Consider the following 15,574-nt stretch of genomic DNA (forward strand, 5'->3'; position numbering starts at 1 on the left):
CCGCGCCACGACTGCCGAGAGGATCGGTAGCGAGCCGTCACCGCAACGCGGGGGTGGCCCGCCATCGGTCGAACTCGTCGCCGGGGATCGGCCGGGACAGGTGGTAGCCCTGCGCGATGTCGCACCCGTACCCGGCCAGCGTGCTCAGGGCCTCGGCGGTTTCGACACCCTCGGCGACCGTACGAAGGCCCAGGTTGTGGCCGAGGTCGACGACGCTGTGCACGATGAGCCGGCTGCTGCGGTCGTCGGCCATGGCCATCACGAACGAGCGGTCGATCTTGAGTTCGTCGACCGGCAGGTCCTTGAGGTGCGCGAGGCTGGTGTAGCCGGCACCGAAGTCGTCGATGGATATCTGGATTCCGCGGCCGCGCAGGCGATGCAGGATCTGCGCGGCAAAGGCCGGTTCGACCATCACCGCGGATTCGGTGATCTCCAGGGTGAGCAGCTCGGCGGGCACCTGATGAGCGTCGAGCAGTTCGGCGACCTCGCGGTCGAGGTTGTCGTCGAGCAGGCTGCGCGCCGACAGGTTGACCGAGATCTGCAGCGGATGCCCGTCGGTCAGCCAGCGCCGCGCCCGGGCCAGGGCGAGGTTCAGGACCCGGGTGGTCAGCGGGCCGATCAGCCCGCTGTGCTCGGCCGCCGGGATGAACGCGTCCGGCGCGAGCAGGCCCCGGGTTGGGTGCTGCCACCGCACCAGCGCCTCGGCCCCGCGGATCGTGCCGTCGGCGAGCGCCGCCTGCGGCTGGTAGTGCAGCACCAGCTCGTCGTCGTCCAGCCCGCGGCGCAGGTCGGCGAGCAGCGCCAGCCGTTGCGGGCTGTTCCCGTCCACCGCCGGGTCGTAGACGCTGACGCCCTGCCCGGTCTGCTTGGCGTGGTACATGGCGACGTCGGCGCGCCGGAACAGGGTGGGCGTGTCCCGCCCGTGCACCCCGGACACCGCCACGCCGACGCTCGCCTCGACGTGCAGGGTGAGCTGGTCCAGCTGGAACGGGGCCTTCAGGGTGGCGCGCAGCGACTCGGCCACCGCGACGGCGTCGCGGACGGTGCCGGCGCCGGGCAGCAGCACGGCGAACTCGTCGCCGCCGAGCCGGGCGACCGTGTCCGTCTCCCGCAGCGCCCCGGTCAGGCGCGGGCCGACCTGGTGGAGCACCTCGTCGCCGACGTGGTGCCCGAGCGTGTCGTTGATCTCCTTGAACCGGTCCAGGTCGATCAGCAGCAGCCCGGTCGCCGGACCGCCGTGCTCCGCGCGCAGGCAGTGGTCGAGGCGGGTGCCCAGCAGCGCCCGGTTCGGCAGTCCGGTCAGGGCGTCGTGGGTCGCCTGGTGCAGCATCTCCTTCTGCAGGGCCTGGCGCTCGGTCACGTCGTGCGCCGTCAGCACCGTCCCGCCGACCGAGGGCTCCTGGGTCAGGTCCTGGATCGAGAGTTCGAAGTGGCGCCAGCGGCCTTCCCGGCCGAGGCGGGCCGGCGCGGTCGCGTCGGGCTGCGGCAGGGCGGCCAGCACGGCGTCGCGGTCGTCCGGGTGCACCAGGTCGCTCAGGTCGGCCCCGAGCGGGTCCAGCGCCAGGTCGTCGCGGATGAACCGCTCCGCGGCCGGACTCAGGTAGCGCATCCGCCGGTCGGCGCCCAGCACCATCACCAGATCGGCCGAGCGGTCCACCAGCGCCCGGTAGCGCGCGCCGAGCCGCTGTTCCTCGCGCCGCTGGATGTCGGCGCGGACCCGGCGGCGCTGGATGAGCGCGGCCGCGCCGAGCGACGCGATCACGGTCGCGAGCACGCCCGCGTCGCCGGCCCGCTGCGCCTCCGCCGCGCGCCGGCGCAGCCACTGCGTCTGCTCGTCGAGCTCGTCGATCACCGCGTCGAACCGCGGATCGACCTCGGTCTCGTCGATCTCCTCAGCCTCGGCGTCGTCGCCCGCCGTCAGCAGCGCCAATTCTTCCGTCAGGGCGCCCAGGTACGCCTCGTGCAAGCTCGCCAGCCGCACGCCCCGACCGGCCGGCAGCCCGTAGCGGACGGCGTCGGCACCCAGCGCGCGAGCCCGGCCGGCCGACTCCAGCAGCTCGGGAGCGACCGTGCCGGCGGCCACCCGCCCGCTGATCGCCCGCCACTCCAGCCCGTCCTGCAGCCGTAGCTCGGCGACCATCCCGCGCAGCGCGAGCCGGCCCTCGATCGCCCGCTCACCCGCGTGCTTGAAGGACAGCGTCAGCCCGGCGGCGACCGTCGCCAGCGCCCCCAGCGTGAGCAGGGACAGCAACGCCCCGGCACGGGAGCGGCGCACCGCAGCCCAGCGCCCGCCGCGTCCCCGGAACGCGCGCCCCGGACCGGAAGTGGTCACACCTGCCCTATCGGCCGCCGCCGGGACCCGGTTAACAACGGCCACGCTCAAAGCGCCGGAGCTTCTGCCGACAAGCATGATGTGACCGTTCGACGGCTGTTCGCGCTGGTCGTCGGCCGCGGCGCCGGGGAGTCGGCGGAGCTCCGCGAGGCGCGCCTGCGGACCCTGCCGGACACCTGGCTGCTGATGGTGGCGACCATCTTCTGGAGCCAGGCGGGCGGCTGGTACGTGCTGGCCCTGACCGGCCGCCGCTGGGCGGTGCTGTGGATCGTCGCCGACGCCGCCCTCGAGGCCGCACGCGTGGTCCTCAAGACGCGGCACCACCGTGGCCACGCGCAACAGACACCACAGCTGTATCAGGCGATGGCGACGGTCAACATCGTGTGGTTCCTGGTGACCGCCGTCGCGATCACCGCGCTGCTGCGGCTCGGCGATCCCGGCATGCTGGTGCTGGGCACCATGCTGGCGGTCGGGTGGATGGGCGTCGTCGCGTCCCGGTACGCCGCGTTCCCCCGCCTCGGGGCCGGCCTGCTGTATCTGCTCGGTGCCGCCGCCACCGCGGGTTTCCTGTTCTCGCCGGACCTGGGGGTGATGGCGATCCTGACGCCCGGCGCCCCGGTCGCCTACCAGTTGCTGCTGCGGCAGAACTACATGATCCTGATGGAGGCGATCACCGCCCGCGAGGAGAACCTGCACCTGTCCATGCACGATCCGCTGACCGGCCTGCCCAACCGGCTGCTGCTGCGGGAACGGCTGGCGGCGCTGCTCAAGGACCAGCACGGGCGTACGGGCGGAGTTGCCGTGCTCTGTCTGGATCTCGACGGGTTCAAACCGGTGAACGACCGTTACGGGCACGCCGGTGGTGACTGGCTCCTACGCAGTGTCGCCGCCCGGCTGCGCACGGCCGTACGGGAGATCGATCTGGTCTGTCGCACCGGCGGCGACGAATTCGTGGTCCTGCTGCCGGAGGCCGGGCGGGCCGACGCCGTCCACATCGCCGAGCGGCTGATCGCGTCCTGCCGTGAACCGCACGACGTGGGCGGCACCGCGATGGTGCGCGTCGGACTCAGCGTCGGGATCGCCCTCGCGCCCGAGCACGGCCGGGACATCGACGAGCTGTTGTCCTTCGCCGACGATGCGCTCTACTCGTCGAAGCGCGGGTCCAAGGGCGTCTGGACGCTACATTCGAGCGACGCCTGAGCCGTCGCGGGTGGAAGATCTCCGGCCTTGCGGGATCATCGTATACAACATACGCTCCGATGATCGTCAATATAGGAGCCCGTCATGACGAACCTCTCGCGCACTAACGGCCGGGCCGCCATCGGGGCCCTGGCGCTCATCCTTACGCTCACGGCCTGCTCCCCGGTGTCCCGAGAGGACGGACCCGAGGCGAAGCCGTCCCAGACCCAGGATTCCTTCGGCACACCGGCCAATGCGGACGAGGTCAAGGAGGGCGGCAAACTGACGATCGCCCTGTCCGCGGAACCCGATCGGCTCGACCCCTCGCTGTCGCGGAGCCTCTATTCGCGCTACGTGTTCCAGGCGATGTGCGAGAAGTTGTACGACGTGGACGCGAAGGCAGACGTGGTGCCGCAGCTGGCCACGGCGCTGCCGACGATCGCCCCGGACGGCAAGAGCGTCACGATCCCGCTGCGCTCGGGCGTCAAGTTCGCGGACGGGACGCCGTTCGACTCGGCGGCCGTCAAGACCACTCTGGAGCGTAACCTGACGCTGCCGGAGTCGGCCCGCAAGAGCGAGATCGGGCCCATCGGCACGATCGACACGCCCGATCCGCAAACCGTCGTCGTCCACCTGAAGACGCCGTTCGCGCCGCTGCTGGGCGCGCTGGCCGACCGCGCCGGTATGATCATGAGCCCGGCGGCGCTGCAGAAGCTGGGCACCAACTTCGCCTCGGCGCCGGTCTGCGTGGGCCCGTTCAAGTTCAGCAAGCGGGTGCCGCAGAGCTCGATCGACGTCGTCAAGGACCCGAACTACTACGACGCCGCCAAGGTCCATCTCGACGCGATCTCGTGGCGCATCCTGACCGACGCCAGCATCCGCTCGGCCAACCTGCGCTCCGGCGACGCCGAGGTCGCGGACACCGTCTCCACGCAGGACGTCGACAGTCTCCGCAAGGAGTCGTCGATCACCGTGCTGCAGTCCCAGACGCTGGGCTACCAGGGCATCACGATCAACGTCGGGAACGTGGACGGCCTCGGCACCCCGCCGAAACCGATCGACCGGCCGATCGCGAAGGACGCCAAGGTGCGGCAGGCCTTCGAGTACGCCATCGACCGCAAGGCGCTGGTGGACGCGGTCTTCAACGGGATCTTCACCCCGGCCTGCGGCCCGATCGCCCCGGCGAGCCCGTTCTCCTCGCCGGACGCCCAGAAGTGCCGCGAGCACGATCCGGCCAAGGCCAAGCAGCTGCTGCAGGAAGCCGGGGTGACCACCCCGTACACGGTGAACATGCTGTCGTCGAACACACCGGACAGCCTGCGCCTGGCCCAGGCTCTGCAGGCGATGGTCAAGGATGCCGGCTTCACCATCGCGATCAAACCGATCGAGTACTCGTCGCTGCTCGACGAGCAGGACCGCGGCAACTTCGAGATCCTCCAGCTCGGCTGGAGCGGCCGCATCGACCCGGACGCGAACATCACCAACTTCGTCGGCACCGGCGGCAGCCAGAACGTCTCCGGCAGCAGCAACCCGCAGCTGGACGGCGTGCTGGACAAGGCACGTCAGGCGACCACCACCGACGAGCGCAAGCAGCTGTACGGTCAGGCGGTCGGCCTGCTGCAGCAGGACAACCCGATCATCTACCTCTATCGGCAGGCCAACCTGACGGCGTTCTCGAACAAGGTCAAGGGTGTGCAGGTCTATCCCGACGGCGTCATCCGCGCGGCCTTCGCCGGCTTCGCCAAGTAGGTCGCGTGCCCAGGTATCTCCTGACCCGGGCGTGGCACTCGGCGCTGACGCTGGTGCTGGCGACGATCGTGGTGTTCCTCGGAATCCGCGCGCTTCCGGGGGACCCCGCGCTCTCGCTGGCCGGCGAGGACCGTTCGCCCGAGGCCCTCGCCGCCATCCGCGCCGAGTACGGGCTGGACCAACCCATGATCGTCCAGTTCGGACGGTACGTGGAACGCGCCCTGCACGGCGACTTCGGCACCTCGATCCGCACCGGCCTGCCGGTCTCCGACATGATCCGGACCGCGTTGCCGGTCACCATCGAGCTCTCCGCGCTCGCCATCCTCATCGCCACGGTGCTGGGGGTCGGCGCGGGGGTGGTCGCGGCGGTGCGCCGCGGCCGGCCCGCCGAGTGGGTGGCCAACGGTCTGGCGCTGATCGGGCTGTCGGTCCCGCATTTCTGGCTCGGGCTGCTCGCGATCCTGTATCTCTCGGTGGCGACGGGGCTGTTCCCGGCTTCCGGGTTCGTCCCGTTCACCGAGGACCCGATCGGCAACCTGCACCACATCATCCTGCCCGCGGTGATCCTCGGAACCGGCCTGGCGGCGATCATCATGCGGCAGACCCGGTCGGCGATGCTCGACTCGCTGTCCGCCGACTACGTGCGCACCGCTAAGGCCAAGGGCCTGTCGCCGCGCGCCGTGATCGGCCGGCACGCGCTGCGCAACAGCCTGATCGTGGTGGTGACGATCGTCGGCCTGCAGCTCGGCGGCCTCATCTCCGGCGCGGTGGTGACCGAGTCCATCTTCGGACTGCCCGGCTTCGGAAAGATGACCATCGACGCGGTGTTCCAACGGGACTACCCGGTCATCCAGGCCGTGATTCTGCTGACCGCCACGGCGTACATCGTCATCAATTTCCTGGTCGATCTGCTGTACTCGGTCATCGATCCGCGTATCCGGGTGGCGGGTGAGGCGGCATGACCGTCGTGAGCGTCCCGGACGCGGGGACCAGCCCGGCCGGCCTCACCCGGCGCACCCGCGTGCTGCGGCGGCTGCGGCGCAACCCGCTCGCCGTCGTGAGTTTCACGGTGCTCGCGATCGCCGTCCTGATCGCGGTGCTCGCGCCATGGATCGCGCCCTACTCCGTCGAACAGACCGACTTCACCAACATCTTCTCGCCCCCCGGTACGCCCGGACACCTGCTCGGGACCGACGACCTGGGCCGCGACGTGCTCTCCCGCATCATGCTGGGCGCCCGCGCGTCGCTCGAGGTGGGCTTCCTCGCCGTCCTCACCTCGCTCGTCGTCGGCGTGCCGCTCGGCCTCGCCGCCGGCTACTTCGGCAAGCTGGACGCGGTCATCGGACGTTTCACCGATCTGCTGCTGGCGTTCCCGTTCCTCATCCTCGCGGTGGGGCTGGCCGCCATCCGGGGCGCGAGCCTCGGCAACGCCGCCGTGGCGATCGGCATCGCGCAGATCCCGGGGGTGATCCGGGTCATCCGGTCGGACACGCTGCGGCTCAAATCGCTGGACTTCGTCGCCGCCGCGGTGGTGGACGGCGCGAGCGACCTGTGGGTTCTCGTCCGGCACATCCTGCCCAACGCGACCTCGGTGATCCTGGTCCAGGCCACCGTGGCGCTGCCGGCCGCGATCCTGGCCGAGGCGGTGCTGTCGTTCCTCGGTCTCGGCATTCAACCACCGGACCCCAGCCTCGGTACGATGTTGGCTACCGCCCAGCAATTCGCCACCCAGGCGCCGTGGGCCGCCACGTTCCCGGGCCTCGCGATCATGGTGCTGGCGCTGACGTTCAACGTCTTCGGCGACGCTCTCCGGGATGCCCTCGACCCGAAGGGGGACCGATGATTCTCGAGGTTGCCGATCTCACGGTCTCGTTCGTGACCGAGAGCGGGGACGTGTCGGCGGTCGACGGTGTGAACCTCGACCTGGATGCCGGGGAGATCGTCGGGGTCGTCGGCGAGTCCGGTTGCGGCAAGAGCGTCACCGCGATGAGCCTCGCCGGCCTGTTACCCCGCAGCGCCCGCGTCTCCGGCTCGGTGCGCCTGCGCGGCACCGAGCTCATCGGCGCGCGCGAACCCGAGCTGCGGCGGGTGCGGGGCAAGGAGATCGCGTACATCTTCCAGGAACCGATGACATCGCTGAACCCGGTGCTCACCGTCGGGCGGCAGATCGGCGAGGTTCTCCAGGAGCACGAGCGGCTCAGCCGCAAACAGGTCCGCCAGCGGGCGGTCGAGCTGTTGTCGCTGGTCGGCATCCCGTCGCCGGCCAATCGGGTGGACAACTACCCGCACCAGCTCTCCGGCGGCATGCGCCAGCGCGTGATGATCGCGATGGCGGTGGCCTGCAACCCGACGGTGCTGGTCGCCGACGAGCCGACGACCGCGCTCGACGTCACCGCGCAGGCGGGCATCCTCGACGTGTTACGCAACCTGCGGGACCGGCTCGGCACCAGCGTCCTCATCATCACCCACGATCTGGGCGTCATCGCCGACATCGCGGACCGCGTGGTCGTCATGTACGCCGGGCGCGTCGTCGAGCAGGCGCCGGTCGTCGAGCTGTTCGCGCATCCGCATCACCACTACACCGACGGGCTGCTCAAGGCGTCCCCGACGCCGGGGCGGCACGCCGGCACCGACCGGCTGCAGGAGATCCCCGGGCTCGTCCCGGTCCTGACGAGGCAACCGGACGCGTGCACGTTCGCCGACCGATGCCCGGCGGCCGACCAGAAATGCCGTGGCTCGGCCCCGCCGCTGACGGCGTCGAGCGGGTCCCAAGCGCACCTCGCCGCGTGCTGGCACCCCACCCGGCAGGAGGCGAAGCGGTGACGAACGCGCTCGAACTCGACGGCCTGCGCATGCATTTCGGGCCGGTGCGGGCCGTCGACGGGGTGTCGCTGACGATCCCGCGCGGCGGCGTCACGGCCCTGGTCGGCGAGAGCGGCTCCGGCAAGTCCACGGTGGGCCGCTGCGTCGTGCGGCTGCTGAAACCGACCGGCGGTGTCGTGCGCATCGGCGGTGTCGACGTCACCCGGCTCAGCCGGCGCGAGTTACGGCCGCACCGCGCCGAGGTGTCGATCGTCTTCCAGGATCCGGCCGGCTCGCTGGACCCCCGGATGCTCGTCGGGGACGTGGTGGCCGAGCCGTTGCGCCTCGCCGGTGGTTCCCGGCTTTCCCGGCGCGCCCGGCAGCAGCGCGTGAGCGAGGCGCTCGCCGAGGTCGGGCTCCGCGACGAGGTGGCCCGCCGCTACCCGCACGAGCTCTCCGGCGGGCAGCGGCAACGCGTGAGCATCGCCCGGGCGCTGATCTCGTCGCCCGCCCTGCTCATCGCCGACGAACCGACCAGCGCGCTCGACGTGTCGGTGCAGGCGTCGGTGCTCAACCTCCTCGCCGACCTGCAGCGCGACATCGGATTCGCCTGCCTGTTCATCACGCACAACCTGGCCGCGGTGGAATACCTCGCCGACCAGATCGCCGTCATGTATCTGGGCAAGCTCATGGAGACGGGCTCCCGGGAGCAGATCTTCGCGCGGCCCGCGCATCCCTACACCCAGGCACTGCTGGCGGCCGCGCCGGTCGCCGACCCGGTGCGCCAGCGCGCCCAGCAGAAAGTCCTGCTGGGCGACGACATGCCGTCGGCGCTCGACCCACCCTCGGGCTGCGTTTTCCGTACGCGATGTCCCCTCGCCTTCGAAAAGTGCGCGCTCGAGGTCCCGCCGCCGGTGCGGATCGGCGACGGCGAAGCGGCTTGCCATCTTGTCCAGGCTGACGGGACACGTCCCGACGTTCGTACGGGAGCACACGGATGACGTTCACGACCAGGCCGACCCTGCAGGGCATGTTCGGGATGGTGTCGTCGACACATTGGCTGGCGAGCCAGGCGGCGATGCGCACGCTGGAGCTCGGCGGGAACGCGTTCGACGCGGCGGTCACCGCGGGCTTCGTGCTGCATGTCGTGGAGCCGCATCTGAACGGGCCGGGCGGCGAGGTGCCGGCCATCGTGGCGACGGCGGCGGATCCACGGCCGCGCGTCCTCTGCGGGCAGGGGCCGGCGCCGGCCGCGGCCACGATCGGGCATTTCCGGTCGCTCGGCATGGACCTCATCCCCGGGTCCGGGCTGCTGGCGGCCACCGTGCCAGGGGCGGTCGACGCTTGGCTGCTGTTGTTGCGCGACCACGGGACGCTGTCGTTGCGGGAGGTGCTGACGCCCGCCATCGACTACGCGATCGGGGGGCACCCGCTGATCGCGCGCGTCGGGGAGACCGTGGCGACGGTGCGGTCGCTCTTCGAGGAGCATTGGCCCACGTCGGCGGCGCTCTGGCTGCGGGGCGGGAAGCCGCCCGTTGCGGGTGGGGTCTTCGCCAATCCGGCGTACGGGAATGTGCTGGAAAGGTTGGTGAAGGCGGGAGAATCGGCGGGGGCCGATCGCCAGACCCAGGTCGAGGCGGCCCGGCGCGTGTGGCGCGAAGGGTTCGTCGCCGAGGAGATCGACCGGTTCTGCCGCCGGCCGGTCCGCGACTCCAGCGGGCGCGCGCACGCGGGTCTGGTGACCGGCGACGACATGGCGCGTTTCTCCGCCGGCTGGGAAGAGCCGGTCACGTACGCGTGGAACGGTCACGTGGTGGCGAAGACCGGGCCGTGGGGGCAGGGGCCGGTGCTGCTGCAGACCCTGGCCACCCTGGACGCGCTGGACGATCCGTCGGCGTACGACCCGTCCACGGTGCGCGGCATCCACGCCGGGGCCGAGGCGCTCAAGCTCGCCTTCGCCGATCGTGAGGCCTGGTACGGGGATTCCGGCGAGGTGCCGATCAAGGCGTTGCTGTCGCGGGACTACGCCGTGTCGCGGGCCGGGTTGATCGGCGAGCGGGCCGCGACCGACTTGCGGCCCGGCCGGCCCGACGGGTTACGGCCGCGTCTGCCCCGTTTCGTGTCGCAGGGCCCGGGTGATGGTGCACGGCCCGACCCCACCACCGGCGAACCCACCGTGCGGGCCGACGGTGTGACGCGCGGTGACACCTGCCACGTCGATGTCGTGGACCGCTGGGGGAACATGATTTCCGCTACGCCCAGTGGCGGGTGGCTGCAGAGCTCCCCCACGATCCCCGCGCTGGGATTCCCGCTCGGCAGCCGGCTGCAGATGTTCTGGTTGGCGGAGGGGCTGCCGTCGTCGCTGGTGCCGGGCCGGCGGCCGCGGACGACGCTCAGCCCGACCATGGTGCACCGCGACGGCCGGCCCGTCCTGGCCTGCGGCACACCCGGCGGCGACCAGCAGGACCAGTGGCAGTTGCTGTTCCTGCTGCGCCACCTCGCCGGCGGGCAGCCGCTGCAGGAGGCCATCGACGCGCCGGCGTGGCACACGACGAGCTTCCCGGCGTCGTTCCACCCGCGCGAGACCGAGCCCGGCGTGCTGGTCGTGGAGGACCGCCTGGACGCGGACGTCCTGGATTCGCTGCAAGCGCTGGGCCACCGCGTGCGGCGGGCCGGGCCGTGGAGTCTGGGCCGGATGTGCGCGGTGTCCCGGGACCCGTCGTCCGGCGTGCTCGCGGCGGGCGCGAACCCGCGCGGCGCGCAGGGCTACGCGGTGGGCCGCTAGAGGCCCCTGCCCGGGCTCAACGAGCCGGACGGGCGCCCGCGATCTCGTGCGCGGCCGTTGCCGCCGCGCCCACGTGCTCGAGCGCCACCGACTCGGCCAGGTCGCCGTCGCCCGACTCGATGGCGTCGACCAGCTTGATGTGCTCGTCCCAGGAATGCGGCGCGCGCACGTCCGCGGTCATCTGGAAAACCCACTGCACGTGTAAATACAGAGCCTTCGCGATCGAGGCCAGCCACGGGTTTCCGCTGATCTCCAGGATCCGCAGGTGCAGGGCGCTGTTCAGCTCGCCGACGCCGCGCAGGTCCTGATGCTCGGTCGCGAGGCGCGCCTGGTCGAGGATCGCCCGCAGGGTCACCACGTCGCCCGGTGTCGCCCGCACCGCCGCGAGCCGCGCCGCGAGCGTCTCCAGCCGCTCGCGCACCGCGAAGATGTCGTCGATCGTCGCGCTGCTCGGCGAGGCGACGACCGCCCCCCGGCGGGGAAGGATCACCACGAACCCCTCCGCCTCCGCGACGCGCAGGGCCTCGCGGACCGGGTTGCGGGAGACGCCGAAGTCTTCCGCCAGGCGGTCCTCGGTGAGTCGCTCGCCCGGCGGATAGTCGCCGCTGATGATCCCCTTCCGCAGGGCGGCGAGCACCTGGTCACGCAGCGGCAGGTGCTGAGCCCCGATCTTGCCCGGCAGGTCCGTTTCCACCCGACAGCCTTTCGCAACGAAGTCTGCCGGTGATTGTATACGAAGGACAATCCACATCGGGCCGACGCGCTGAACGGGCGTGATTGACCCTCGGAGCCGGCGGATCAGCGCGGCACGGGACCCCGGCCGAGCTCGGCGAGCCGGTTGAGCCAGTGCGGATACCGGGGCGCGGGCGCGCTCACTTCGTCCAGGTCGGCCAGGTCTTGCGCGCTCAGCTGCAGATCCACCGCTTGCAGATTGCTGAGCAGCCGCTCCGGCGTACGGGCTCCGATGGTGACGCTGGTGATGACCGGCCGGGCGAGGATCCAGGCGAGCGCGACCTGGGCGCTGGTGGCGTTGTTGCGCTCGGCGACCGCCCGCACGACCTCCAGAACCGGGGCGGCCGCGACCGGGTCCACCGGCGGGATGCTCGCCTGCGGATTGGTCGCGCGCCGCGACGACGACTCCCCGGTGCCGCCCGCACTATCGAACTTCCCGGTCAGATATCCGGCCGCCAGCGGACCCCAGACCATGACGCCCAGGTTCTCGCTCTCGGCCAGCGGGAGCAGATCCATCTCCACGTCGCGGACCAGCAGTGAGTAGTGCGTCTGCGCCGAGACGAACCCGCTGATCTGGCGCAGCGCGGAGATCCCGAGCGCCTTGGCGATGTGCCACGCGTCGAAGTTCGACGCGCCGATGTGCCGGATCTTTCCCTGGCGTACGGCGTCGTCCAGCGCGGCCAGGCTTTCGTCGAGCGCGGTGAGGTGATCGAAGATGTGCAGCTCGTAGAGGTCGATGTAGTCGGTACGCAACTTCCGCAGGCTGTTCTCGATGCTGCGGGTCAGGTGGACCCGGGTGGCGCCGAGGTCGTTGGGGCCGGGCCCGGAGCGCGATCCCCCCGCCTTCGACGCGATCAGCACGGAGTCGCGGCGGCCGGCCAGGATGCGCCCGAGCTCGTCCTCGGACTCGCCACCCCCGTACGTGTCCGCGGTGTCGATGTAGTTGATCCCCGCGTCGAGCGCCGCCAGCACGAGACGCGACGCCTCCTCGCCGTGCAACGCGCCGACCGCTCCCCAGATCGGGTCGTCGGCGCGCCCGCCCAGCGTCATGGCGCCGAGAGAAACCTCGGAAACCCAGAGTCCCGTACGCCCAAGGGTGCGATATTTCACTAATTTTCTACCTTTCGGACAGTTTGCCCGTGTTCGGGGGTTGACAGGGTGTCAGAGCAGCCGTCCAGAGACGCACCGGACGGGCCGTCGTTCACTCACATGCCCGACGTCACACCGAGCCGATCACTCCACTGTGGGCGATCCACATCGGCTGATATTGATGGATACCGGTGCGGCGCGTGGTGACACTCTTCTGGTTCTGACGTCTATTGTCAGGTGACCATGACCGCGGTCCGAAGTGCACGCCCGCGCGGCTCCGGGACATTCGATCCCGATGCCCTGCGCGAGCTGCTGGCCGCGTCCTTCGAGGTCTCGGCCGGCGAACCACGCGTGGTGGCGCACACCGTGCTCGACACGTTCGACCGCCGGCTCGACCGCGCTGACCTGCGGCTCGAGCTGGTCGCCGAGGCCGGCACCGAGAGACTCGAGCTGACGCGGAGCGGCCAGGTCGTGGCGAACGTGCTCACCGGCCCGTGGCCGCGGTGGCCGGCGATGGCGGCCGCTCTGCCGGACGGGCCGCTGAAGGACCACGTCGCGCCCCTCTCCGGGATCCGCGCCCTGCTCGTCGTCGGCGAGGAGCGACGGCTGGTGCGCCGGGCCGAGCTGCGCAACACGGACGGCAAGATCGTCGTACGCCTCGACGTGGACGACGCCGGGCTGGTCCTCGTCCGGCCGCTCCGCGGATACCAGAAAGAGGCCGACCGGGCGTGGCGGCTGGTCACGACGCTGCTCGAACCGGTCACCGCCACGCGCGCGGCATCGCCGGCCCCGAAATCCGCCGTCGATCCAGGGGCGCCGGCGCGGACGCTGCTGGCCGCCGAGCTGACCGGCTTCCTCGACGAACTGCGCGACAACCTGCCGGGCACGATCGCCGACATCGACACCGAGTTCCTGCACGACGTCCGCGTCGCCGTCCGGCGGACCCGCTCGTTGCTCAAGCTCGGCCGCCCGGCCCTTCCGGCGCACTTCCGGCAGGTGTGGGAGCCGCAGTTCAAGTGGCTCGGCGACCGCACCTCGGCGGTCCGCGACCTGGACGTGTACCAGCTCGGCCTGCCCGAGATGGCCGGCTGGCTGGTCGCCGCCGACCCCGCCGACCTCGAGCCGTTCGAGGCGCACCTGGCCCATCGGCGGGCGGCCGAGCGGCGCCGGTTGACGCGCGCGCTGCGCGGTGTCCGGCTCCGGCGGCTGCTCGACGACTGGGCGGCCGAGCTCGCCGAGCTGGGCGGCTCCGCGCGGCCGGTGGACGGCGCGTGGTCGGCCGGGGCGCTGGCCCACGCCACCATCGCCAAGGCACACCGGCGGGTCGTGCGCGGTGGCACCGCGATCTCCGACGCCTCACCGCCGGAAGATCTGCATCTGCTGCGCAAGCGGTGCAAGGAGCTGCGCTACGCGATGGAGATGTTCGCCCCGGTGCTCGGCGCCGCCCGGCTCCGCGACGCGATCAAGGACCTCAAGAGCCTTCAGGACGTGCTCGGCCGGTTCCAGGACTCCGAGGTGCAGTGGACCACGCTGCGCACGTTCGCCCACGACATGGTCGCGGATCGCGAGGCCGCCCAGGCTCTGCTCGCGATGGGCGAGCTCACCGCGCACCTGCATGCCGAACAGCAGCGCGCCCGTACGGAGTTCGCCGGCGTGTTCGCCGCCTACGTCCGGCCGGCCAGCCGGCTGCGGATGGAGCGCCTGCTCGGCGACGACGGAAGGGCGGCCGGGTGAAGACGTACGCGACGTACAACATCAAGGGCGGGGTCGGGAAGACGTCCACGGCGGTCAACCTCGCCTACCTGTCCGCCGCGTCCGGCCGGCGCACGCTGCTCTGGGACCTCGACCCGCAGGGCGCGGCGACCTACCTGTTCCGGGTGAAGCCACGGGTCCGCGGCGGCAGCCGCGGCCTCGTCTCGGGCCGGCGGCCGGTCGACGACGCGGTGAAGGCGACCGACTTCGACAACCTGGATCTGCTGCCGGCGGATTTCTCGTACCGCAACATGGACCTCGATCTGGACGACGCGAAACGGCGGACGCGGCGGCTGGACGATCTGCTGTCCGGCATGGCCGGCGACTACGACGTCGCGTTCCTGGACTGCCCGCCCGGCGTGTCGCTGGTGTCGGAGAACGTGCTTCGCGCCGCGGACGTCCTGCTCGTGCCGCTCATCCCCACGCCGTTGTCGCTGCGCACGTACACCCAGCTCGTCGGCTTCGTGGCGGACGCGCCCCGGCCCCGGCCGGCGGTCATCGCGTTCTTCTCGATGGCCGACCGGCGCAAGCGCCTGCACCGCGAGGTCATCGGCTCTGTCCCGCACGACGACGGCGCCCGGATCGCCGAAACCGTCATCCCGTCGATGACGCTGGTCGAGCAGATGGCCGAGCGCCGCGCCCCGGTCCCGGTCTTCGCGCCGACGGCCCGGGTGTCCCGCTGCTATCAGGAGTTGTGGGCGGAGATCACCGGCGGTAAAGCAGGGTAATCGCCAGGTCGGCCACCACGGTGAGGAAGAAGACGGCCCATCCGGCCAGCTGACGGGAGCCGACCCGCAGGTGAGCCACGAGCGCGCCGACGAAATACAGCACGAGGCCGGCGGCGGCGAGCACGCCCAGCGGCGGCACCGCGAACCCGGCGAGGGCGCCCAGCGAGCCCGCCGCCAGCGCGATGCCCAGCCGCGGCCCCCAGGAGCGCGGCAGGCGCTTCATGTCCAGCTGGGCCTTGGGGTAGTCATGGCCGGTCAAATACGTGGTGGCGGCGATGCCGGTGAAGATCGCGGTGAGGATGGTGACCGTGACGTAGGCGGCGAACACGAACTCTCCTTCGGGCGGTTGCCTGGCTGCTCGCTACGCCGACGACACAGCACCGCGAAGTGTGAGACGTCCGGGTTCACGTTGCTGGCGGCGTCGTT

General features: G+C 71.3%; 13 protein-coding genes. 9 read left to right on the forward strand and 4 right to left on the reverse strand.

Going from position 1 to position 15,574, the window contains the following annotated elements:
- Window positions 1-37: 37 nt before the first annotated feature.
- Window positions 38-2,275 (reverse strand): EAL domain-containing protein, encoded by a 2,238-nt coding sequence (locus tag HH310_RS29100; RefSeq protein WP_169178885.1) that lies wholly within the window; start codon window positions 2,273-2,275, stop codon window positions 38-40.
- A gap of 138 nt (window positions 2,276-2,413) precedes the next feature.
- Between HH310_RS29100 and HH310_RS45540 the strand changes: the two genes are divergently transcribed.
- The 7 genes from HH310_RS45540 to HH310_RS29135 all read left to right on the forward strand — a co-directional run bounded on the left by HH310_RS45540 (window position 2,414) and on the right by HH310_RS29135 (window position 10,847).
- A complete protein-coding gene (locus HH310_RS45540) occupies window positions 2,414-3,532 on the forward strand; it encodes a GGDEF domain-containing protein (RefSeq protein WP_169178886.1) in 1,119 nt (372 codons plus the stop codon).
- An 84-nt stretch (window positions 3,533-3,616) separates the two neighbouring features.
- On the forward strand, window positions 3,617-5,260 hold the full coding sequence (locus HH310_RS29110; protein WP_169178887.1) for an ABC transporter substrate-binding protein: 1,644 nt from the start codon (window positions 3,617-3,619) through the stop codon (window positions 5,258-5,260).
- Window positions 5,261-5,265: 5 nt separating this feature from the next.
- Window positions 5,266-6,222 (forward strand): ABC transporter permease, encoded by a 957-nt coding sequence (locus HH310_RS29115; RefSeq protein ID WP_169178888.1) that lies wholly within the window; start codon window positions 5,266-5,268, stop codon window positions 6,220-6,222.
- Window positions 6,219-7,103 carry an ABC transporter permease gene (locus HH310_RS29120; protein ID WP_169178889.1) on the forward strand — a complete coding sequence of 295 codons (885 nt, stop codon included), beginning with the start codon at window positions 6,219-6,221 and terminating at the stop codon, window positions 7,101-7,103. Before HH310_RS29115 ends, HH310_RS29120 begins: the two co-directional genes overlap by 4 nt.
- Complete coding sequence (locus HH310_RS29125) at window positions 7,100-8,083, forward strand: ABC transporter ATP-binding protein (protein ID WP_169178890.1); 984 nt, start codon at window positions 7,100-7,102, stop codon at window positions 8,081-8,083. The genes HH310_RS29120 and HH310_RS29125 overlap by 4 nt, the downstream gene beginning before the upstream one ends.
- 29 nt (window positions 8,084-8,112) lie before the next feature.
- Window positions 8,113-9,063, forward strand: coding sequence for an ABC transporter ATP-binding protein (locus HH310_RS29130; RefSeq protein WP_211192766.1), 951 nt, complete (start codon window positions 8,113-8,115; stop codon window positions 9,061-9,063).
- Window positions 9,060-10,847, forward strand: coding sequence for a gamma-glutamyltransferase family protein (locus tag HH310_RS29135; protein WP_169178892.1), 1,788 nt, complete (start codon window positions 9,060-9,062; stop codon window positions 10,845-10,847). Before HH310_RS29130 ends, HH310_RS29135 begins: the two co-directional genes overlap by 4 nt.
- Window positions 10,848-10,863: 16 nt before the next feature.
- Here HH310_RS29135 and HH310_RS29140 read toward each other — a convergent pair whose 3' ends face one another.
- A complete protein-coding gene (locus HH310_RS29140; RefSeq protein ID WP_169178893.1) occupies window positions 10,864-11,541 on the reverse strand; it encodes a GntR family transcriptional regulator in 678 nt (225 codons plus the stop codon).
- Between the two features lie 104 nt (window positions 11,542-11,645).
- Window positions 11,646-12,689 (reverse strand): aldo/keto reductase, encoded by a 1,044-nt coding sequence (locus HH310_RS29145; RefSeq protein WP_169178894.1) that lies wholly within the window; start codon window positions 12,687-12,689, stop codon window positions 11,646-11,648.
- 222 nt (window positions 12,690-12,911) lie between these two features.
- Between HH310_RS29145 and HH310_RS29150 the strand changes: the two genes are divergently transcribed.
- Together HH310_RS29150 and HH310_RS29155 are read left to right on the forward strand one after the other, a co-directional pair.
- Entirely contained in the window at window positions 12,912-14,402 is a 1,491-nt protein-coding gene (locus tag HH310_RS29150; RefSeq protein ID WP_169178895.1) for a CHAD domain-containing protein, read from the forward strand.
- Window positions 14,399-15,148 carry a ParA family protein gene (locus HH310_RS29155; RefSeq protein ID WP_169178896.1) on the forward strand — a complete coding sequence of 250 codons (750 nt, stop codon included), beginning with the start codon at window positions 14,399-14,401 and terminating at the stop codon, window positions 15,146-15,148. Before HH310_RS29150 ends, HH310_RS29155 begins: the two co-directional genes overlap by 4 nt.
- Here HH310_RS29155 and HH310_RS29160 read toward each other — a convergent pair.
- Window positions 15,126-15,476, reverse strand: coding sequence for a DoxX family protein (locus HH310_RS29160; protein WP_169178897.1), 351 nt, complete (start codon window positions 15,474-15,476; stop codon window positions 15,126-15,128). The two genes, HH310_RS29155 and HH310_RS29160, sit on opposite strands and share 23 nt — an antisense overlap.
- Window positions 15,477-15,574 lie beyond the last annotated feature (98 nt).

Origin of the sequence: Actinoplanes sp. TBRC 11911 (assembly GCF_012933445.1) — a bacterium.
Classification (GTDB): Bacteria; Actinomycetota; Actinomycetes; order Mycobacteriales; family Micromonosporaceae; genus Actinoplanes.

What these genes read in the sequence shown, in the direction of transcription:
- HH310_RS29110 (WP_169178887.1), top strand. Translation starts at nt 3,617, where the DNA reads ATGACGAACCTCTCGCGCACTAACGGCCGGGCCGCCATCGGGGCCCTG.
- HH310_RS29120 (WP_169178889.1), top strand. Translation starts at nt 6,219, where the DNA reads ATGACCGTCGTGAGCGTCCCGGACGCGGGGACCAGCCCGGCCGGCCTC.
- HH310_RS29125 (WP_169178890.1), top strand. Translation starts at nt 7,100, where the DNA reads ATGATTCTCGAGGTTGCCGATCTCACGGTCTCGTTCGTGACCGAGAGC.
- HH310_RS29130 (WP_211192766.1), top strand. Translation starts at nt 8,113, where the DNA reads ATGCATTTCGGGCCGGTGCGGGCCGTCGACGGGGTGTCGCTGACGATC.
- HH310_RS29135 (WP_169178892.1), top strand. Translation starts at nt 9,060, where the DNA reads ATGACGTTCACGACCAGGCCGACCCTGCAGGGCATGTTCGGGATGGTG.
- HH310_RS29150 (WP_169178895.1), top strand. Translation starts at nt 12,912, where the DNA reads ATGACCGCGGTCCGAAGTGCACGCCCGCGCGGCTCCGGGACATTCGAT.